The sequence below is a fragment of the Streptomyces sp. NBC_01750 genome, assembly GCF_035918095.1.
In the GTDB taxonomy this organism is placed as follows: domain Bacteria; phylum Actinomycetota; class Actinomycetes; order Streptomycetales; family Streptomycetaceae; genus Streptomyces.
Genome location: NZ_CP109137.1, coordinates 1550484 through 1569511, shown reverse-complemented (window position 1 = coordinate 1569511; position 19028 = coordinate 1550484). Strand labels below are relative to the sequence as shown.

19 protein-coding genes, 1 pseudogene and 1 riboswitch are annotated in these 19028 nt (G+C 71.1%); of the genes and pseudogenes, 15 read left to right on the top strand and 5 right to left on the bottom strand.

The window, feature by feature from the left end; genetic code table 11:
* Nucleotides 1-87 precede the first annotated feature (87 nt).
* A complete protein-coding gene (locus OG966_RS06940) occupies nucleotides 88-792 on the bottom strand; it encodes a DUF5995 family protein (RefSeq protein WP_326648549.1) in 705 nt (234 codons plus the stop codon).
* A 104-nt stretch (nucleotides 793-896) separates the two neighbouring features.
* Between OG966_RS06940 and OG966_RS06935 the strand changes: the two genes are divergently transcribed.
* Nucleotides 897-2075, top strand: coding sequence for a glycoside hydrolase family 6 protein (locus OG966_RS06935; protein WP_406732718.1), 1179 nt, complete (start codon nucleotides 897-899; stop codon nucleotides 2073-2075).
* On the opposite strand, the gene OG966_RS06930 is transcribed toward OG966_RS06935, so the two are convergent.
* Nucleotides 2054-2182: a hypothetical protein gene (locus OG966_RS06930; protein WP_326655562.1), complete on the bottom strand. Its 129-nt coding sequence runs from the start codon at nucleotides 2180-2182 to the stop codon at nucleotides 2054-2056. The genes OG966_RS06935 and OG966_RS06930 overlap by 22 nt on opposite strands.
* Here OG966_RS06930 and OG966_RS06925 point away from each other — a divergent pair.
* A pseudogene (locus OG966_RS06925) lies at nucleotides 2181-2629 on the top strand (alginate lyase family protein); the annotation flags it as partial. The gene OG966_RS06930 and the pseudogene OG966_RS06925 overlap by 2 nt on opposite strands.
* Before the next feature lie 44 nt (nucleotides 2630-2673).
* On the opposite strand, the gene OG966_RS06920 reads toward OG966_RS06925, so the two are convergent.
* On the bottom strand, nucleotides 2674-3897 hold the full coding sequence (locus tag OG966_RS06920; protein ID WP_326648548.1) for an MFS transporter: 1224 nt from the start codon (nucleotides 3895-3897) through the stop codon (nucleotides 2674-2676).
* Between the two features lie 91 nt (nucleotides 3898-3988).
* On the opposite strand from OG966_RS06920, the gene OG966_RS06915 reads away from it, so the two are divergent.
* The 11 genes from OG966_RS06915 (at nucleotide 3989) to OG966_RS06865 (ending at nucleotide 14281) form a co-directional block, all read left to right on the top strand.
* Nucleotides 3989-5158, top strand: a complete 1170-nt coding sequence (locus OG966_RS06915; protein ID WP_326648547.1) for an ROK family transcriptional regulator — start codon at nucleotides 3989-3991, stop codon at nucleotides 5156-5158.
* Nucleotides 5159-5449: 291 nt separating this feature from the next.
* Nucleotides 5450-5580: riboswitch (FMN riboswitch) on the top strand.
* 152 nt (nucleotides 5581-5732) lie between these two features.
* A complete protein-coding gene (gene ribD, locus OG966_RS06910) occupies nucleotides 5733-6818 on the top strand; it encodes a bifunctional diaminohydroxyphosphoribosylaminopyrimidine deaminase/5-amino-6-(5-phosphoribosylamino)uracil reductase RibD (RefSeq protein WP_326648546.1) in 1086 nt (361 codons plus the stop codon).
* Nucleotides 6819-7427 carry a riboflavin synthase gene (locus OG966_RS06905; protein WP_326648545.1) on the top strand — a complete coding sequence of 203 codons (609 nt, stop codon included), beginning with the start codon at nucleotides 6819-6821 and terminating at the stop codon, nucleotides 7425-7427. It abuts the gene before it with no gap.
* A gap of 5 nt (nucleotides 7428-7432) precedes the next feature.
* Nucleotides 7433-8077, top strand: a complete 645-nt coding sequence (locus OG966_RS06900) for a nicotinamide mononucleotide transporter family protein (protein WP_326655104.1) — start codon at nucleotides 7433-7435, stop codon at nucleotides 8075-8077.
* Complete coding sequence (locus tag OG966_RS06895) at nucleotides 8074-9411, top strand: bifunctional 3,4-dihydroxy-2-butanone-4-phosphate synthase/GTP cyclohydrolase II (RefSeq protein ID WP_326648544.1); 1338 nt, start codon at nucleotides 8074-8076, stop codon at nucleotides 9409-9411. Before OG966_RS06900 ends, OG966_RS06895 begins: the two co-directional genes overlap by 4 nt.
* A 24-nt stretch (nucleotides 9412-9435) precedes the next feature.
* Entirely contained in the window at nucleotides 9436-9921 is a 486-nt protein-coding gene (gene ribH / locus OG966_RS06890) for a 6,7-dimethyl-8-ribityllumazine synthase (protein ID WP_326648543.1), read from the top strand.
* An 83-nt stretch (nucleotides 9922-10004) separates the two neighbouring features.
* On the top strand, nucleotides 10005-10277 hold the full coding sequence (locus OG966_RS06885) for a phosphoribosyl-ATP diphosphatase (protein ID WP_142215995.1): 273 nt from the start codon (nucleotides 10005-10007) through the stop codon (nucleotides 10275-10277).
* A gap of 71 nt (nucleotides 10278-10348) precedes the next feature.
* Nucleotides 10349-11197 (top strand): ATP phosphoribosyltransferase, encoded by an 849-nt coding sequence (gene hisG / locus OG966_RS06880; RefSeq protein ID WP_326648542.1) that lies wholly within the window; start codon nucleotides 10349-10351, stop codon nucleotides 11195-11197.
* Nucleotides 11198-11212: 15 nt separating this feature from the next.
* Nucleotides 11213-11671: a PH domain-containing protein gene (locus OG966_RS06875; protein ID WP_326648541.1), complete on the top strand. Its 459-nt coding sequence runs from the start codon at nucleotides 11213-11215 to the stop codon at nucleotides 11669-11671.
* A 190-nt stretch (nucleotides 11672-11861) separates the two neighbouring features.
* Nucleotides 11862-13202: a hemolysin family protein gene (locus OG966_RS06870; RefSeq protein ID WP_326648540.1), complete on the top strand. Its 1341-nt coding sequence runs from the start codon at nucleotides 11862-11864 to the stop codon at nucleotides 13200-13202.
* Entirely contained in the window at nucleotides 13199-14281 is a 1083-nt protein-coding gene (locus tag OG966_RS06865; protein ID WP_326648539.1) for a hemolysin family protein, read from the top strand. Before OG966_RS06870 ends, OG966_RS06865 begins: the two co-directional genes overlap by 4 nt.
* 15 nt (nucleotides 14282-14296) lie before the next feature.
* Here the strand turns inward: OG966_RS06865 and OG966_RS06860 are convergent, their stop codons facing one another.
* Both OG966_RS06860 and OG966_RS06855 read right to left on the bottom strand, forming a co-directional pair.
* A complete protein-coding gene (locus OG966_RS06860; RefSeq protein WP_326655103.1) occupies nucleotides 14297-16189 on the bottom strand; it encodes an AAA family ATPase in 1893 nt (630 codons plus the stop codon).
* Nucleotides 16190-16598: 409 nt separating this feature from the next.
* A complete protein-coding gene (locus OG966_RS06855) occupies nucleotides 16599-17183 on the bottom strand; it encodes a uridine kinase family protein (RefSeq protein WP_326648538.1) in 585 nt (194 codons plus the stop codon).
* 186 nt (nucleotides 17184-17369) lie between these two features.
* Between OG966_RS06855 and OG966_RS06850 the strand changes: the two genes are divergently transcribed.
* Nucleotides 17370-18722 carry a peptidase C39 family protein gene (locus OG966_RS06850; protein WP_326648537.1) on the top strand — a complete coding sequence of 451 codons (1353 nt, stop codon included), beginning with the start codon at nucleotides 17370-17372 and terminating at the stop codon, nucleotides 18720-18722.
* Between the two features lie 118 nt (nucleotides 18723-18840).
* Nucleotides 18841-18990, top strand: coding sequence for an SCO1431 family membrane protein (locus OG966_RS06845; protein WP_326648536.1), 150 nt, complete (start codon nucleotides 18841-18843; stop codon nucleotides 18988-18990).
* Nucleotides 18991-19028 lie beyond the last annotated feature (38 nt).

The following is a 19028-nucleotide window of genomic DNA, read 5'->3' as shown; positions in this document are numbered from 1 at the left end:
ACCGACCTGCCGTCCGGGGCCGGCCGCGATCCGGCCGTCCCCGGACGGCACTCAATCCGTGAACCGCCTCGTGGCCGGGGGCCCTGATCAGCGCCAGGGCGTGAGCAGGCAGCGGCCGACCAGGCCGACGCCGGCGTCCAGCCGTTCGGTGAACTCCCCGGCCAGCTCCGGAAGATCCCTCAGCCGCCACAGCAGCCGCGCTGCCGACCAGGCGCCCTCGCGGGCCCGCTCCAGGCTCCATGACCCCACCAGGTGGGTCAGCGGGTCGGCGATCTGCAACAGATCGGGGCCGGGCATCAGATCCTCGCGGATGCGCTCCTCGAGCAGCTCGAGGACGTCGCCGACCCCCTCGAACTCACCCTCCACATCCGCCGGTTCGCAGCCGAGCGCGTGGCAGGTGTCCACCACGGCAAGTGCCAGGTCGTGCCCGATGTGCGCGTTGATCCCGGCCAGCGCGAACTGCAGGGGGCGTACGCCGGGATGGCGGCGGTACTGGAACAGGGGCCGCCAGCAGGCCGGCGGACGCAAACCGTCGGCGGTCGCGCCCACGGCAGAGAGATAGCGCTCGGCGAAGAGCACGCTCAGGGTGGTGGCGGCCCGCGGGTCGGGGAACCCACCGCCGTCGATGCGCCGGCCGATCTCCTCGGTGACCGTCAGATAGACCCGGTTGAACACCGCGAGCCCGTCCGCGGCCGGCCAGGCGGAGCCGTACGCGGACATACGCGCCACCACCGAGTCGACCGCGGCCGGGCCGCAGCCCGGCCGCACAGCGAAATGTTCCATCTGAGCCATGGACGAAGGGTCCCAGCCATAGGCTCGTGGCCGTGGTGCCCGGCCGGGGCTTCCCCAGAACGGGGGAACGACGGCGCTGCCGGTGTCACCTGGAGGGGGAGATCGTGTCAGGCGTCCGTACTCAACTCCGTGCCGAGCGTGCTGCCCGACGGCGCGCCGCGCGCCGTCGGGCGATGGTGGTGGCCGCATCGGCCGTGGTCGCGGCCGCGGCCGCGGCGGGGGCGGCCGGTGTGCTGGCGCAGACGTCGGCGGACGACGAGAAGAAGCGCGCGGCCCCCTCGGTCACCAAGGCCACGGTCCCCGCACCGTTGCCTGCCGTACCGTCCGCGACGCCCACCCGCCCACGGCCCAGTGCCTCACCGAGCCGGGCGCCCGCACCGTCCCCGTCCGTCGCACCCGGGCGCGCGCGCAACGACACCGCCCCTGCCGTCCTGTACAGGCATCCCGAGTCACAGGTGCTGGACTGGGTCCGCGCGCACCACAGCGATCCGAGGCGGACCGTGATCGAATCACGGATCGCGGCACGGCCCAGCGCCGTCTGGTTCACGGAGTACGACCCCGGTGCGGTCACGGGCAGGGTGCGGTCGGTGACGTCGGCTGCCGCGGCGGTGAACCGCACGGCCGTCCTGGTGGCCTACGCGATACCGGACCGGGACTGCGGGGGAGCGTCCGAGGGCGGGGCACCGGACCTCGGCGCGTACGACGGATGGGTCCGGGAGTTCGCCGCGGGTCTCGGCGACAAACCGGTCCTGGTGATCCTCGAACCCGACTCGATCGCGCAGGCCGACTGTCTGTCCGCCGAACAGCGGTCCGCACGCTTCGCAGCCCTCGGGCGCGCGGCGCGGACGATGAAGGCGGCCAACCCCCGCGCCAAGGTCTACTTCGACGCGGGGCACTCAGGTTGGCGTCCGGCGGCCGAGCAGGCCGCCGCGCTGCGCTCGGCCCAGGCAGGCACCAGCGGCGACGGCATCTTCACCAACGTCTCCAACTTCCACAGCACGGCCGACGAGGTGGCCTACGCACGCCGGGTGCTGGCGGCGCTCGGCGGCCGACCGGGCCTCGGGGCGGTGATCGACACCAGCCGCAACGGCAACGGCGCGCCGCCGGCCGGGCAGTGGTGCGACCCCGCCGGGCGGGCGATCGGCCGCGCGCCGACCACCGACACCGGCGAGGCGGGGATCGACGCCTATCTGTGGGTCAAGCTGCCGGGGGAGTCGGACGGCTGCAAGGGCGACGCCGGGTCCTTCACCCCCGATTACGCCTACGAGTTGGCGACGGGCTGACGGTACGCGCCGCGCTCGTCGTCCTGCCTGCTGTCCTCGTCGCCGCTGTCCTCGTCGCCGCTGTCGTACGTCGAGGTGCCCGAATCCGGCAGTGGCTCCTGCGTCACCGGCGACAGGAGCCTCGCGCGCAGGACGGTTCTCGACGCCCGTACCCGGCGGATCGGCCCGCAGACAGCCGCGGACGGCAGTCGGCCGCAGGAGCTCGCCCGGACCCGCAGCCGGCACTACTCGGCCTTCGACCTGGTCGTCGTGTACGCCCGCCTCGCCGACATCGGCAGGCACGTCGGCGTGAAACCTGGGACTACCGGGGGCCGCAGTGGCAGAGCCTGTTCAGGGCGGTCGACCATCTGCTGCCCGCCGCCACCGGGGCGGCCGCCTGGCCGCACCCCGAGCTCGAGTTCTACCGGTAGGCGGCGAGTGATGTGGTGCACGCGGCGGCCGACGCCGGCGACGGGCAGGCCAGGGCGGCGGTCCCGCGGCTCGAGACACCACCGGGCGGTGACCTCTGGGCGCTGCGGCCCGCCGCCGAACAGCTCGACTCCATCGCGGGCTGAGCGGCGCGCCCGCTCCGGCGGGGGTCCGCCCCGCCTCCCGCTCCTCAATCGCCGGCGGGGCTGCGATCCGCCCGCCTCACCGCGTCAGTCGTGCCTGACGTGGCGGTTTCCCGGCCGGCCGAGCGCAGCACTCCCGCGCCCACGATCAGGCCGCACGCGAGCGCCGTCACCAGACCGAAAGAGACGACCAGGCTGGTGGCGTCGGCGACCGCGCCGATCGCCGAGGGAGCGATGAGTCCCGAGGTGTAGGTGATGGTGGCGACGCCGGCGATGGCCTGGCTGGGATGGGGGCCGCTGCGCCCCGCCGCCGCGAAGGCGAGCGGCACCACGACGGCCACACCGAGTCCGATGAACCCGAAGCCGGTCATCGCCACGGCCGGATGGGGCGCCACGACCACCAGCAGTCCGCCCGCGGTCGCCAGTACACCGCCCGCCCGCACCGTGCGCACCGGTCCGAAGCGGTCCACGATGCGGTCGCCCGCGAGCCGCGCCACCGCCATGGTCAGCGCGAACGCGGTGGTGGATGCGGCCGCGAGGCCGGCCGATGTACCCAGTTCGTCCCGCAGAAAGACCGCCGACCAGTCCAGGCTCGCGCCCTCCGCGAACACCGCGCAGAACCCGACCGCGCCGATGACGATCGCCGACCTGGGCGGCAGCGCGAAACGAGGCGGCTCCTCGTGGGGCGCGCTGCGCAGATCCAGTAGGCCCTGACAGGCGATCAGACCGAGCGTGGTCAGTACCGCGGCGGCGACGGCGTGGTGCAGCCGGGCGTCGCTGCCGAGATGCGCGGCGAGAGTACCGCCCGCGGAGCCGATCAGCGCACCGGCACTCCACATGCCGTGCAGCCCGGACATGATCGAGCGGTCGAGGCGGTTCTCGATCTCGACACCCAGGGCGTTCATCGCCACGTCCGCCATGCCCGCCGTGGCGCCGAACACGAACAGCGCCGTACAGAGGGCGAGCAGATTCGGGGCGAAGGACGGCAGGGTCAGCGAGAGCGTCCACAGCGTGATCAGGCCGCGCAGCGCGTTGCGGGCGCCGAAGCGGTGGCTGATCGCGCCGGCCAGCGGCATCGCCACGGATGCGCCCAGCGCCGGGAAGGCGAGCGCGAGACCGAGCTGCCCCGCGCCGACCGCCGCATGCTCCTGGATCCAGGGGATGCGGGTGGCGAAGCTGCCGGTGACCGCGCCGTGCACACAGAAGACGGCGGCCACGGCGTACCGCGCGCGCTTCAACTGGCTCTGTCCGAAGACCACTTCGCCGGCCATGCCTGTGCCCCTCCCCACAGAAGTCCCGCGTAAACTATCAGGAACCCTGCCTGATAAATAGCGGCGGGCAGTGATCTGGAAGGATTCCGGCATGCCCGCATCCCCGAGCACCGCCCGGGTCATCAACGACCGGCTCGCCCTCCGACTGCTGCAGCAGGAAGGCCCGTTGACGGCAGGGCAGCTGAAGACCATGACCGGACTCTCCCGTCCCAGCGTCGCCGATCTGGTGGAGCGGCTGCAGATGTCCGGTCTGATCCGGATCGTCGGCGAGGCGGGCGCCGAGCGCCGGGGCCCCAATGCCCGGCTGTACGGGATCGTCGCCGACCGCGCGCACCTGGCCGCTCTCGATGTACGGACCCGGAGCGTGACCGTCGTCGTCGCCGATCTGCTCGGCGTGACCCTTGCCGAGGCCTCACTTCCCATCGGCGGCGACACCGGCACCGGGCCCGCCGTCGAGCGGGCGGTCGCACTCCTGGAACGGACGGCCCACGAGGCGGGCGCGGCCCGGCTGCACAGCGTCGGCATCGGCGCGCCCGGCCTGATCGACCCGGCCACCGGCGAACTGCGCCACACCTCCGGCCTGCCCGCCTGGCACCGCCGCCTCGTCGCCGCACTCCAGGAGCGGCTGCCTGCCAGGGTCCTCGTCGAGAACGAGACCAACCTGGCCGCCGTGGCCGAACAGCGCCTGGGTGCGGCCCGCGACCGCGACACCTTCGCGCTGCTGTGGCTCGGCCACGGGATCGGCGCGGCGCTCTTCCTCGACGGCAGACTCCGCCGAGGTGCGTCGGGCGGGGCGGGTGAGATCGGCTTCCTGCCGGTACCCGGCACGACGGGACTGCCGAGCGGGGTCGACTGCGAGGGCGGCTTCCACTCGCTGGCCGCGTCCGCCGCGGTCTGCGCGCTCGCCGACCGGCACGGCATCGAGGTGCCGCGGTCCGGGGAACCGAGGGCCGCGGCGGTTGTACGGGCGGCCGTAACGGCCGGCCGGGACGGCTTTCTCGACGCCTTCGCCGACCGTCTCGCCCTCGGCGCGGCCGCGGTCGCCTCCGTCCTCGACCCGGGGTGTGTGGTCCTCGGCGGGGAGGTCGGCCATGCCGGTGGCGCGGAACTGGCCGCCCGGGTCGAGGCCCGGCTGGCCGAGCTCTCTCCGCTGCGTACCGAGGTACGGGCGGGAGTGCTCGGGGGCGCCGCGGTCCTGAGCGGCGCGCTGCTGGCGGCGCGCGAGGCGGCCCAGGACGAACTCTTCGCACCGGGCGCGTGAGCGCATGGCACCACCGTGCGTGTGAGTCGCGGCGTGTCGCAATCGTTCTGACCGGGCCGTCCGGGACGGCTGCTCGCAGCGGCGCGAAGCCCGGCGGCGGCAAGGGCCGGACTCCGCCGCCGGGCGGTCGACACCCCAGAATCCGAGGAGGTGCCGCAGAGAGTAATTGGACTAGACCAGGGCGGTCAATAGGTCTGAATCAGCCATCCGATACGAGCTTGTGAGTCAGCCCACAGCTGTTCACTCGCATGGCCCTTGACCGGGCGTGGCACACTGGCCCTGTATCAGCAGCAGCGCACTCCGGGGTCGGTGTAATTCCGAACCGGCGGTTACAGTCCGCGACCCGTCCGCATCCAGCGGCCGGTTGACCAGGTGAAATTCCTGGACCGACGGTGAAAGTCCGGATGGGAGGCAGTGCGCGGCGGGCGACCTTTCCGGTACGCCGGCCGTAGTGGCTGATCGCCGTATTCGGCGATCGGTGCGCTCGGTCCCGGCGTCGCTGTGAAGCATTGTCCCGCTCTCTGTCGTCATCGACAGGCCCCGGAGTCCGTGCCCGAAGAGGCAGGAGGACCCGGTGGCCACCGCAGCCGACACGGACGCCATGCGCCGAGCGATTCTGCTCGCCGCCCGCGGACTCGGCTCCACCAGCCCCAACCCGGTTGTCGGGTGCGTCATCCTCGATGCCTCCGGACAGCCCGCAGGTGCCGGCTTCCACCGGCGCGCAGGCGGCCCGCACGCCGAGGTCCACGCACTGCGAGAGGCCAAAGAGCGCGCCCGCGGCGGCACCGCGTACGTCACCCTCGAGCCCTGTAACCACACCGGCCGCACCGGGCCCTGCGCCCAGGCCCTTGTCGAGGCCGGGATCGAACGGGTCGTGTACGCCGTCGGCGACCCGACCGCACAGGCCACCGGTGGCGCGGACAGTCTGCGCGCCGCCGGAGTCCAGGTCGAGCAGGGCCTCCTCGCCGACCAGGCCGAAGCGGGCAACATCGCCTGGCTCACCTCTGTACGCCTCGGCCGCCCCTACGTTCTGTGGAAGTACGCCGCGACCCTCGACGGCCGTATCGCCGCGCAGGACGGCACCAGCCGCTGGATCACCTCGCCCGAGTCCCGCGCCGACGTCCACCGGCTGCGCGCCGAGGCCGACGCGGTGATCGTCGGCTCCGGCACGGCCCGCGCCGACGACCCGCACCTCGCGATCCGCGGCATCGAAGGCGCCGTCCAGCCGCTGCGCGTGGTCGTCGACACAGAAGGTACCGCCGTCAAGCCCGGCGCCCGCGTCCTCGACGACGCCGCGCCCACGCTGATCGCGGTCGCCGAGGACGCCGAGACCGGACTGCGCGATGTCGTACGGCTGCCTCGCGCGGCGAACGGCCTGTCCGTACCGGCCCTGTTGGAAGCCCTGCACCAGCGCGGCGTCCGCTCCGTACTCCTCGAAGGCGGCCCGACGCTTGCCGGAGCATTCGTCGCCGCGGGAGCCGTCGACAAGGTCGTCGGTTATCTCGCCCCCGTACTCCTCGGCGCAGGCCGCACCGCCCTCGCCGGCGCCGGAATCTCCACGATCGCCGAAGCGTTGCGGCTCGACATGACCGAGACCGTACGCATCGGCCCCGATCTGCGCGTTACCGCCACACCCGCCACCGCCCCGAAGGAGCGCTGAGTGTTCACCGGAATCGTCGAAGAGTTGGGTGAGGTGACCGCCGTCGAGAAGCTCGGCGACTCCTCCCGCTTCCGACTGCGCGGCCCCGTCGTCACCGAAGACGCGAAGCACGGGGACTCGATCGCCGTCAACGGCGTCTGTCTCACAGTCGTCGACTTCGGCGACGGCGAGTTCACCGCCGATGTGATGGCCGAGACCCTCAACCGCTCCAGCCTCGGCGCGCTCGCGGAAGGCTCCCGCGTCAACCTGGAGCGGCCGATGGCCGTCGGCGACAGGCTCGGCGGCCACATCGTGCAGGGCCATGTGGACGGTACCGGCACCATCGTCGAGCGGAAGCCGTCGGAGAACTGGGAGATCGTGAAGATCTCCCTCCCCGCCGACCTCTCCCGCTATGTCGTCGAGAAGGGCTCGATCACCGTCGACGGGGTCAGCCTGACCGTCGTCGACGCGGGCCCCGACTACTTCACCCTCAGCCTCATCCCCACCACCCTCGCGCTGACCACGCTCGGCATCAAGCAGCCCGGCGACCCGGTCAACCTCGAGGTCGACGTCATCGCCAAGTACGTCGAGCGGCTGCTCGGCGCCGGCTCCGAGGAGTCCGCGAAGTGAGCGCAGTGTCCTGGCTGAACTCCGAGGCGTTCACCGCCTTCGAGCAGCACATCAAGTGGTCCGACATGATCGGTAACACGATCGGTCTGATCGCGCTCGCGCTCGGCTGGCGGCGCTCCATATGGACCTGGCCGGTGCAGTTCGTCTCCGGAGTCATTCTCTTCGCCGCGTTCGCCTCGTCACATCTGACCGGCAGCGCGGGCAAGCAGGTCGTGGTCATGGTCGTCGCCGCGTGGGGCTGGTGGCAGTGGACCCGTGGCCGGCAGCAGGCCCAGGACGGCTCGATCGCCATCCGCTTCGCGAGCCGGCGCGAGCGCGTACTCCTCGTCGCCGCCGCGGCAATCGGCACCGTCGCCGTCGCCGGGCTCTTCACCCTGGAGCCGTCGCTCTCCTGGGACCCGTGGCCCGACGCGTACATCTTCGTCGGCACTCTGATCGCCATGTACGCCCAGGCGCGCGGCCTCGTCGAGTTCTGGTTCGCCTGGCTGCTGGTCGATCTCGTCGGCGTCCCGCTCAACTTCGCCAACGGCTTCGCCTTCTCCGGTTTCGTCTACATCATTTACGGCGCGCTCGTCCTGTGGGGCATGCGCGACTGGTGGCTGCGCTCCCGTACGAGCGCCAAGCCCTCCCTGGAAGGAGCGGCAGCATGACTTCCCGCCCGTCACCCACCACCCTGCCCGAGGCGCCTCGCGCCACCCCCTCGACGCCCACCTGGTACTCCACCGACAATGTCGAGGACTTCGCCCTCGACCCGGTGGAGCAGGCCATCCGCGACATCGCGGCGGGAAGGCCCGTCGTGGTCGTCGACGACGAGGACCGCGAGAACGAGGGCGACCTCGTCATCGCCGCCGAGAAGGCCACACCCGAGATCGTCGCCTTCATGATGAGCGAGTGCCGCGGCCTGATCTGCGCTCCTATGGAGGGTGAGGAGCTGGAGCGGCTCGACCTGCCGCAGATGGTCGAGCACAACACCGAGTCGATGCGGACGGCGTTCACCGTCTCCGTCGACGCGGGCCCGGCCTTCGGCGTCACCACCGGTATCTCCGCGGCCGACCGCGCAACCACCCTCCAGCTGCTGGCCGGCGGCAGGGCCGAGGCTTCCGATTTCGTACGCCCCGGTCATGTCTTCCCGCTCCGCGCCAAGCCCGGCGGGGTGCTGGTCCGCAACGGCCACACCGAGGCCGCCGTCGACCTGGCCCGCCTCGCCGGACTGCGCCCCGCCGGCGCGATCGTCGAGATCGCGGGCGAGGACGGAGTGATGCTGCGGCTGCCCGAGCTGATCCCGTTCGCCCGCAAGCACGGACTGACGATCATCTCCATCGAGGACCTGATCGCGTACCGCCGTACCTCCGAGCCGACAGTCAAGCGCGAGGCCGAGGTCGATCTGCCCACCTCCTTCGGCCAGTTCACCGCTTTCGGCTACCGCTCCACCGTCGACGGCGTCGAGCATGTCGCGCTCGTCCACGGCGAGATCGGCGACGGCGATGACGTCCTCGTACGCGTCCACTCCGAGTGCCTGACCGGCGACATCTTCCACTCGCTGCGCTGCGACTGCGGCCCCCAGCTGCAGGCCTCCATGGAGCACATCACGAAGGCCGGCCGCGGCGTCGTCGTCTATCTGCGCGGCCACGAGGGCCGTGGCATCGGCCTGCTGTCCAAGCTGCGTGCGTACGAACTCCAGGAGCGCGGCCGCGACACCCTCGACGCCAATCTCGAACTCGGCCTCCCCGCCGACGCCCGCGACTACGGCGCGGGCGCGCAGATCCTCGAGGACCTCGGCGTACGCAGCCTCCGGCTGATGACCAACAACCCCGACAAGATCGCCGCGCTCGTCCGCCACGGCCTCACGGTCGACGGCCGCGAGCCGATGCCCGTTCAAGCGGGCGAGCACAACCTCCGGTATCTGCGCACCAAGCGGGACCGGATGGGACACGATCTGCCCTGGCTCGACGCCTCCGGCGCGTCCGCCTGCGGCAACCAGTAAGTCAGTAAGCGTCAAGGGAGAAACATGAGCGGCAAGGGTGCACCCGAACTGTCCGTACGCAACTGCGGCGACCTGCGGGTGGCTGTGATCGCGGCCCAGTGGCACGAGAAGGTCATGGACGGCCTCGTCGACGGCGCTCTGCGCGCATTGCACGAGCTGGGCATCGACGAGCCGACACTGCTGCGTGTCCCCGGCAGCTTCGAGCTGCCGGTGGTCGCCAAGGTGCTGGCGGGCCGCGGCTACGACGCGGTCGTCGCGCTCGGCGTCGTCATCCGCGGCGGCACCCCGCACTTCGAGTATGTGTGCCAGGGCGTCACCCAGGGCCTCACCCAGGTCTCCATCGACACCGGCGTCCCGATCGGCTTCGGCGTCCTGACCTGCGACACCGAGGAGCAGGCGCTGGACCGCGCCGGACTTGAAGGGTCGAACGAGGACAAGGGCCACGAGGCGGTCACCGCCGCCGTCGCCACCGCCACCACGCTGCGTACCGTCAGCGAACCCTGGCGCTGAACGTCCCACCCGCCGACCGGCACCACCCTTCGGCGGAGGTGCTGCGCGCCGGCCTTTCCGCACCCCTTAGGCTTGGGACCATCATGGCGAACAAAACCTTCGAAGAGCTCTTCGCCGAGCTGCAGCTCAAGGCGAAGAACGGCGACCCGGCCACCTCCCGCACCGCCGAGCTGGTGGACAAGGGAGTGCATGCCATCGGCAAGAAGGTCGTCGAGGAGGCCGCCGAGGTGTGGATGGCCGCCGAGTACGAGGGCAAGGAAGCCGCCGCCGAGGAGATCTCGCAGCTGCTGTACCACGTCCAGGTGATGATGGTCGCGCGCGGGATCTCCCTCGACGACGTCTACGCCCACCTCTGAGCACCGCCCCGACTCACGGAACAACGCGAACAACTCCGTACGGAACAACGCGAACAAAGGAAGCCCGTCTCATGCTGCGCATCGCCGTCCCCAACAAGGGTTCACTGTCCGGACCTGCGTCGGCGATGCTCCATGAGGCCGGCTACCAGCAGCGCAAGGAGTCCAAGGAGCTCGTACTCGTCGACCCCGAGAACGACGTCGAGTTCTTCTACCTGCGCCCGCGCGACATCGCGATCTACGTCAGCTCCGGCAAGCTCGACATCGGCATCACCGGCCGCGATCTGCTGTTGGACTCCGGCGCCAACGCCGAGGAGATCCTCCAGCTCGGCTTCGCCCGCTCCACCTTCCGCTACGCGACCAAGCCCGGCACTGCCGACGGAGTCGGCGACTTCGGCGGAATGACGGTCGCCACCTCCTACGAGGGCATCGTCGCCAAGCACCTCGCCGACGAGGGCATCGACGCCTCCGTCGTCCACCTCGACGGCGCCGTCGAGACGGCGATCCAGCTTGGCGTCGCGCAGATCATCGCGGACGTCGTGGAGACCGGTACCAGCCTGCGCAACGCCGGTCTGGAGGTCATCGGCGAGCCGATCATGAAGTCCGAGGCGGTCGTCATCCGCCGCACCGGTGCGCCCGCCGACGACCCCAAGGTGCAGCAGTTCCTGCGCCGCCTCCAGGGCGTCCTGGTCGCCCGCAGCTACGTGATGATGGACTACGACTGCCGGGTCGAGCACCTCGAGCGGGCCGTCGCCCTCACCCCGGGCCTCGAGTCGCCGACCATCTCGCCGCTGCACCACGAGGGCTGGGTCGCCGTCCGTTCCATGGTCGCGGCCAAGGAGGCGCAGCGGATCATGGACGATCTGTACGACCTCGGCGCACGGGCGATCCTCACCACGGCCATCCACGCCTGCCGCCTCTGAAGGATGCCGGAGACCATGCCCGCCGCCGCGCCTCAAGTCCCCGCGCTCCCGGTCACATTCAGGCCGACCCGTACCCGGATCGTTCTGCTGACCGTGGGCGCGGTGATGTTCGCCGTGATCACCGCCATCGCCCTGCTGCTGGAGAAGCTGAGCGCGGCGGAGCGGAGCAGCTTCATCTTCACCGCCCTGGTCTTCCTCGGAGTGCTGGCCCTGCTCAGCAGGCCGAAGGTCGTCGCCGACGAGAACGGCGTCACTGTCATCAATCTCACCCGTACGCGCCAACTGGAGTGGGCCGAGATCCTGCGGGTGAATCTCCGCCCCGGGGACCCGTGGGTCTTCCTCGACCTCAGCGATGGCACCAGCCTGCCTGTACTGGGCATTCAGCCCGGTATCGCCAAGGCGCACGCCATCAGTGACGCCCGCGCTCTGCGGGCTCTCGCGGAATGCCGGGGCACCCGCCCGGACGAGGACTGAGCGGCGATGCCCCTGCCGCGTCCGCCGCGCGCTTGACTACTCTGGTGACGGTGGCGACAAGCGCGCCCCGCTCCGCACCACCCGGCCCCCAGCGGCCCGCGGGGCACCTGCGACCCGAGGAGTGACTCCCTCCAGCAATGGACGGATCGTCCGGTAGTACCTGCGCCGCCCCCTCCCAGGAGGCGGCGGCATGATCGTCTCTCTTCTGCTGCTCGCCGCAGCGTTCCTCCTGATCCTCGCCAATGGCTTCTTCGTGGCGGCCGAGTTCGGCCTGGTCACGGTGGAGCGGCCCGATGCCGAGCGCGCCGCCGCCGAGGGCGACCGCCGCGCCGGCCGTGTCGTCAAGGCACTGCGGGAGCTGTCCTTCCAGCTCTCCGGCACCCAGCTCGGCATCACCATCACCTCGCTCGTGGTCGGCATGCTCGCCGAGCCCGCGCTCGCCGGACTGCTCGCCGGGCCGCTGACCGCCACCGGGCTGCCCGCGGGGGCCGTCTCCGGGATCGCGGTGGTGATCGCGATGCTGCTCGCCTCCGCCGTCCAGATGGTGATCGGTGAGCTCGTCCCCAAGAACTGGGCGATTTCCCGGCCGTTGCAGGTCGCGCGATTCGTCGCCGGCCCGCAGCATCTCTTCTCTACGGTCTTCCGTCCGGTCATCACCCTGCTCAACACCGTCGCCAACCGTCTCGTGCGGATGCTCGGCGTCGAACCCGCCGAGGAGCTGGCGTCCGCCCGCACGCCCGGTGAGCTGGTCTCGCTGGCCCGCCACTCGGCACGCGCCGGAGCGCTGGAGCAGGACACCGCTGACCTGTTCGTACGGACGCTCTCGCTCGGCCATCTCACCGCGCAGCATGTGATGACGCCGCGGGTGAAGATGAGCGCGCTGCAGAGCGACGCCGCCGCGGCCGATGTCCTCAACCTCACCCGCGCGACCGGACTTTCGCGCTTTCCCGTCTACCGGGAGCGCATCGACGAGATCGTCGGCATGGTGCACCTCAAGGACGCACTCGCGGTGCCGGTCGACGAACGGCAGCGAACCCGGGTGGACCGGGTCGCCGTCCCACCGCTCCTCGTGCCCGAGACGCTGCCCGTGCAGCAGCTGCTGGAGCGGCTGCGCAGCGAGCAGCCCATCGCCGTCGTGGTCGACGAGTACGGCGGCACCGCCGGAGTCGTCACGCTCGAGGACATCATCGAGGAACTCGTCGGCGAGGTCCGCGACGAGCATGACGCTGAGGCGGACGCCCAGCCCGAACTGGCCTCCGTGGCCGCGGAGGAGGGCAACCCCGCCTGGGAGGCAGACGGCAGCTGCCGCGTCCTCACGCTGCGCCGGATAGGCCTCGATGTGCCCGAGGGCCCGTACGAGACGGTGGCAGGCCTCGTCGCCGATCTGCTGGGACGTATTCCCGCCCCCGGTGACCGGGCCGAACTCCCCGGCTGGCGGCTCCTGGTCCGCCAGGTGGGCCGCTACCGGGCCGAGCGGGTGCGCCTGGTGCGTACCGCCGACGTCCCGGCCCTGCCGGAGGCCGTGCGATGAGCGTCCTCCAACTTCTTTTCGCCGTCCTGCTGGTGCTGGCCAACGGCTTCTTCGTCGGCGCGGAGTTCGCGCTCGTCTCGGTACGCCGCAGCCAGGTCGAACCGCTGGCCGCGGAGGGTTCCTCGCGGGCCAGGCAGGTGCTGTACGGACTGGAGAACCTGCCGCAGATGATGGCCGCCGCGCAGTTCGGCATCACCATTTGCTCACTGACCCTGGGCGCGGTCGCCGAACCGACCGTGGCCAATCTGCTGGAACCGGTTTTCCACGCCGCGCATCTGCCCGATGGGCTGATCCATCCACTGGGCTATGTCGTCGCACTGGCCGTGGTCGTCTCCCTGCACCTGGTCATCGGCGAGATGGTCCCGAAGAACCTGGCGATGGCCGCCCCGGAGAAGACCGCGCTCTGGCTCAGCCCGGGCCTGGTCACCTTCGCCCGGCTGTGCCGCCCGGTCACTGCGGCGCTCGGCGCCTGCGCCCGGCTGGTGCTGCGGGCCTTCCGAGTCGAGCCGAAGGACGAGGTGGAGGCGGTCTTCACCAGTGAACAGCTGAACCGTCTGGTGGAGGACTCGGGCCAGGCGGGGCTGCTGGAGCCCGCGGAGCAGGAGCGGCTGGAGGATGCGCTGGAGCTGGGCAGCCGCCCGGTGACGGATGTGCTGATCACCCGCTCCGCGCTGGTGACGGTCGCCCCTTCGGTCACCCCGCGCCAGGTCGAGGAGCTGACGGTACGTACCGGCTACTCCCGCTTCCCGGTCTGCGGGGAGGGCGAAGGCCCGTTCATGGGTTACCTCCATGTCAAGGATGTCCTCGACCTGGAGGACCGGGAACGGGCCGTGCCCCAGCAGATCTGGCGCCCCATGGCGACCCTGCGGGGCGAGCTCCCGCTCGATGACGCCCTCACCGTGATGCGCCGCGCGGCCACCCACCTCGCCCAGGTCGCGGACGCGTCGGGACGGGTGCTGGGTCTGGTCGCGCTGGAGGACGTCCTGGAAATGCTGGTCGGCGAGGTCCGCGACCCGGCCCACCGGGTGACGGTCCCCCGTGCGTCCGAGACTGCCCTGGACACCGCCCTGGTCGGCTGAGGGCCGAGCGGCGGCTCAGAGCGGCGGGTCCTGCGGGTCGCGGTCCACCGGACCGCGGCCCGACAGGACCTCGCCGTACGCCTGCATCAGATCGGGCAGCCTCAGTGTGGCGAGATCCTCGCGGGTCGGCGTGCCGGGATATCCGGACAGCCGCAGATCCCGGTAGGCGCAGCTCTTCTCATAGAGCGTGCGCAGGAACCGGCCGTTGCCGAGCTCGTCGATCCAGCCCTGGTCGACCACATGTCCGCTGATGGAGCGCAGTTCCTCACGCACCTCGTCGTCCCACACATCACCGTTCTCGGCCGCGAGCACTTCGCCGATGGCGGTCAGTTCGAGGGGGCGGTACGAGGGGAAGTCGACCCGCGTGGTGAAGCGCGAGGACAGACCGGGGTTGGTGGCGAGCAGCCGGTCCATGCCCTCGGGATAGCCGGCCAGGATGACCACCAGATGGTCGCGGTTGTCCTCGGCTCGCTTGAGGAGAACCTGGAGGGCCTCGTCGCCGTACGCGTCACCCTTGGAGTAGCCGGAATTGGAGAGGCTGTACGCCTCGTCCACGAACAGCACTCCGCCGATCGCCGAGTCGATCAGCTCATTGGCCTTCACGGCCGTCTGGCCCAGGAACTCACCGACAAGATCGGCCCGTTGGGCCTCGACCAGATGGTCGCCGCCGAGCAGGCCCAGCGCGTAGAAGACCCGGCCGAGGATGCGCGCGACGGTCGTCTTGCCGGTGCCTGAGGGACCGGAGAAGACGAAATGCCGTTTCGGCGGCTGCACCGGCAGCCCCTGGTCGGCGCGCAGCCGAGCCATCTTCAGCTGCGCGGACAACGCCTTGACCTGCCGCTTCACCGGCTCCAGGCCCACCATCCGCTCCAGCTCCGCGAGTGCTTCGGCGAGCAGCACCGGATCGGTGGGGCCCGCCGGGAACTGCGGTGGAGCGGGCTGCGCGGGAGTAACCGCCTTCGGCCTCGGGCCGGCGGGCGGGACGATCGGCACGGCGCCCGGGAGCTGGGTCTGCGGATCGGGGCCGAGCCGCGCCTCGGCCGTGAGCGCACTGTCCCCCTCCGCCTGTGCGTCCGCGGTGTCCTGCCCGAAGCCGGCCAGCGACACCGCGGCCAGTCCTGACGACTCGTCGTACCCGTCGATCCCGTCGTACTCCGCGATCGCGGCCAGACGCGCCGATGTGTCCATGAAGGCCGGATCGATCCGGTGCACCGCCCGGTACAGCGGCAGGGCGGCGGCGCTGCGGCCGGTACCCTCGTGGGCCCGCGCCAGCCAGTACCGCAGCTCCTTGCGCTGTGGCTGCTCACTGCGGCAGCGCATCAGAGCGGCGGAAAGCAGCGGCTCGGCCTGCCCGTACATCTCCAGACGCACCCGGGCCATCCCGCCGAAGAGTCCGGCCTCGATGCCCAGCAGCGGATCGTTGACCAGCGGCTCGGTATGACGTACGAGCTGCTCCCAGTCCTTGACCAGATACGCGCGGCAGGCGTGCAGAAAGCGCACCTGGGGATCGGCGTCGACCGGCGGCAGACCCGCGAGCGCCCGGTCCAGCTCCGGCACATGACGGCCGTCGAGCCAGTGGGAGGCGTGGGCGAGCAGCAGATCACGCGGGCTCTCGAGCACCGGCTGAACCCACCAGCCCAGCCAGTACCAGGAGTTGAGGGTGCGGCGGTGGCGGGCGCGCTGCTCGCCGAAGCGCTCGCGGCTGCGGTACATGCGCAGCAGCGCGGTGGTGGTGTCGACGCGCAGGGCGTGCAGGCCGAGCCAGCCGTCGGCCATCCCGGGATCGACCCGCACCGCGGCCCGGAACTCCTCCTCCGCCTGCGGATAGGCCCCCATGGTGTAGGCCTCCACGCCGCGCACCCAGGCGAGGTCGGCCGGGGCCGGTGCGCCCTGCGTGCCGATGTCCATCAGGTCCCCCACAAAACGTGCACCTGTGATGTCCCGCCGGGCGGGCGCCCGTCGGCAGCGAACTGAACCACCTTGCCGTGGACGGGAATTGACCCCACCGAGGTGCATCGTACCTGCGTAAGGGGTGTGCGACTAAGGGCACGACAAGCACCCCGGTGACGGTGACCCAGGGTGAGCGAGGAGTGGGATGTGGCGCCGGGGAGGAGGGGGAGAGGGCAGAACGAAGCCCCCGATCACGGGGGAACAACCGGGGGCTTCGCGTCTGCGGCGGCTCCGGAAAGCCGCACATTGAGAACGTAAGACCTGTACGCCCCCTCGGTCAAGCAGAGTTGAGGCACTCTTGAGGCGGATTTCCGACTGCTCAGTATGCCGGGGAAAGGCAGTAACTGTACGTGATGATCCGGTTCGGTCACGCTGTCGCAGAAGGCCCCTGGAGCCACTTGTACCCCTCCTGACACTCGCGTACCAGGGCATCCGCGAACGGACGAGAAGGGTCCGACAAGAAATGGCGTGTCTCCGCCATGGTCCAGTCGTCCCAGAAAGCGGAGAGCTCGCTTCCATCGCGGTCCCGGCCCCGCTGCCAGGACTCTTCCGCGCTGCGCTCCATCCACAGCAGCCTCGCGAGAAACGGGCGCAACGCCCGCCGCCCAGCCCCCACGCCCTCGATCAGCACCACAGGAGCCGCCTCCAGAGAGCACGGCGGTCCGAAGCGGCGCAGATTCCAGTCGTACGGGTCGTAGTGCGCGGTCCTGCCGTGCGAGAGCGGGCCGATCACTTGGATCAGCATCCGGTCCGTCCAGGCGAAGAGCTCCTCATGGGTGGCCAGGTCGTCGAGGTGCAGCACCGGCACGCCGTCGCCGAGTGCCGTCGCGAGCCGGGCCGCGAACGTGCTCTTCCCCGAGCCCGCGTGGCCGTCGACCGCGACCAGCCGCACCGGTCCGCACGAAGGCGGAAGTGCGCGCAGCGCCATGGCCTGCCGATCGAGGTCGTCCATCCCGCCAGCCTAGGAGGCCCGCCGCCGATGAGGCCCGCCCCCTGAGAGTGCGGCGCACCCCTCCGCAGGTCCGGCCAGTGGACCAGACCAATATTGGTGGAGCGACGCGGTCCCAAGTGCTGGCAGAAGTCCGCCGGGACCCGCGATAGTTGCCCCACTGTCGCGCACCTGACTTGGGGGGTCCCCATGCCCAGACCTACTTCGCGCAGATCCGTGCTGAGTGCCGCGGTCGCGGCAGCGGCGGGTGCGGGCGCGCTGTCCTCCGCCGCCCCGGCGGCCGCCGCCCCGGCCGGTCGCACCGGTTCCGTCCCGCTGGTCGACAACCAGTTCTGGACCTCGTACACCGACTGGCGCTTCGGCACCGCGGCCGGCACCCGGGCCGTCGCCGGCCGGCGCCCCGGAGTGGTCATCGCCGCCCCTGCCGGCCGCACCGACTACACCGATCCGCACACCGGCACCACTGCGACCTGGGAGTACGCCACCTGGACGTCGCCCGTCCACTGCTCGCAGGTGCCGGCGACCGAGGTCATCGCCTCCTGGAACGCGCACACTCCGGCCGGTACCTGGCTCCAGGTCGAGCTGCGCGGCGTCTACTCCGACACCACCCCGACCCCCTGGTTCGTGATGGGCCGCTGGGCGGCGGGCGACGGCGACATCCGCCGTACGTCCCTCGACGACCAGGGCGACGGCAAGGCCGGCATCTGGACGGACACCTTCTCCATCGACGACGCGGCCGGCGGACTGCGCCTGGTCTCGTACCAACTGCGGCTGACCCTCTACCGCAAGCCCGGCACCCGGCTCACGCCCACCGTGTGGCGGCTCGGCGCGATGGCCTCCGACATCCCGGACCGGTTCACCGTCCCCGCCTCCGCACCTGGACTCGCCCGCGAGCTTTCCGTACCGCGCTACTCGCAGAACACCCACGTCGGCCAGTACCCGGAGTACGACAACGGCGGCGAGGCCTGGTGCAGCCCCACCTCCTCCCAGATGATCATCGAGTACTGGGGCCGGAAGCCGTCGGCCGCCGACCTTTCCTGGGTGAATCCCGCCTTCGCCGACCCCCAGGTCTGCCACGCGGCCCGCTTCACCTTCGACTACCAGTACAACGGCTGCGGGAACTGGCCCTTCAACGCCGCCTATGCGGCCACCTTCAAGGACATGAGCGCGGTCGTCACCCGGCTCTCCTCGCTCACCGACCTCGAGACGCTGATCCGGGCCGGTATTCCGGCCATAACGTCCCAGTCCTTCCTCAAGGAGGAGCTGACCGGCGCGGGCTACGGCACCTCGGGGCATCTGATGACCGTGATCGGGTTCACGGCCGACGGGGATGTGATCGCCAACGACCCCGCATCGCCCAGCAACGCCGCCGTACGCCGTGTCTACCGTCGCGCCGAGTGGGAGAAGATCTGGCTCCGCACCAAGCGCTACAACGCGAGCGGCAAAGTGGTCTCCGGCACAGGGGGCGTCTGCTACCTGTACTGGCCCGCCCAGCCGACCCCCGCCCAGCGCCGGGCGCTGGAGGCCGTCGGCATCCGGTGAGGCACCTGCCGGCCCCGCGTGCAGTGACGCACGTCTCTACCCCGGGACCGGTATCGCTGGCACTCTGGTCGGGGCACGGGGGGATGTCCGCCTACCAGACGACTGAACGAGACACATCATGACTTCGACCGCCATCACCGCCGACCGCGCCGAGCCCCGCACCCGGACCGGTGGCCCCGAGGACAGCTCCGAGATCCTCGAGCACATCCTCGGCTGGACCCTCGTCGTCGTCCTCGCCATGCTCGTCACCCAACTCGGACTGGTCTAGCGGCTCCGACTCTCTCCTGGGCGCGGCGACAGCACGTC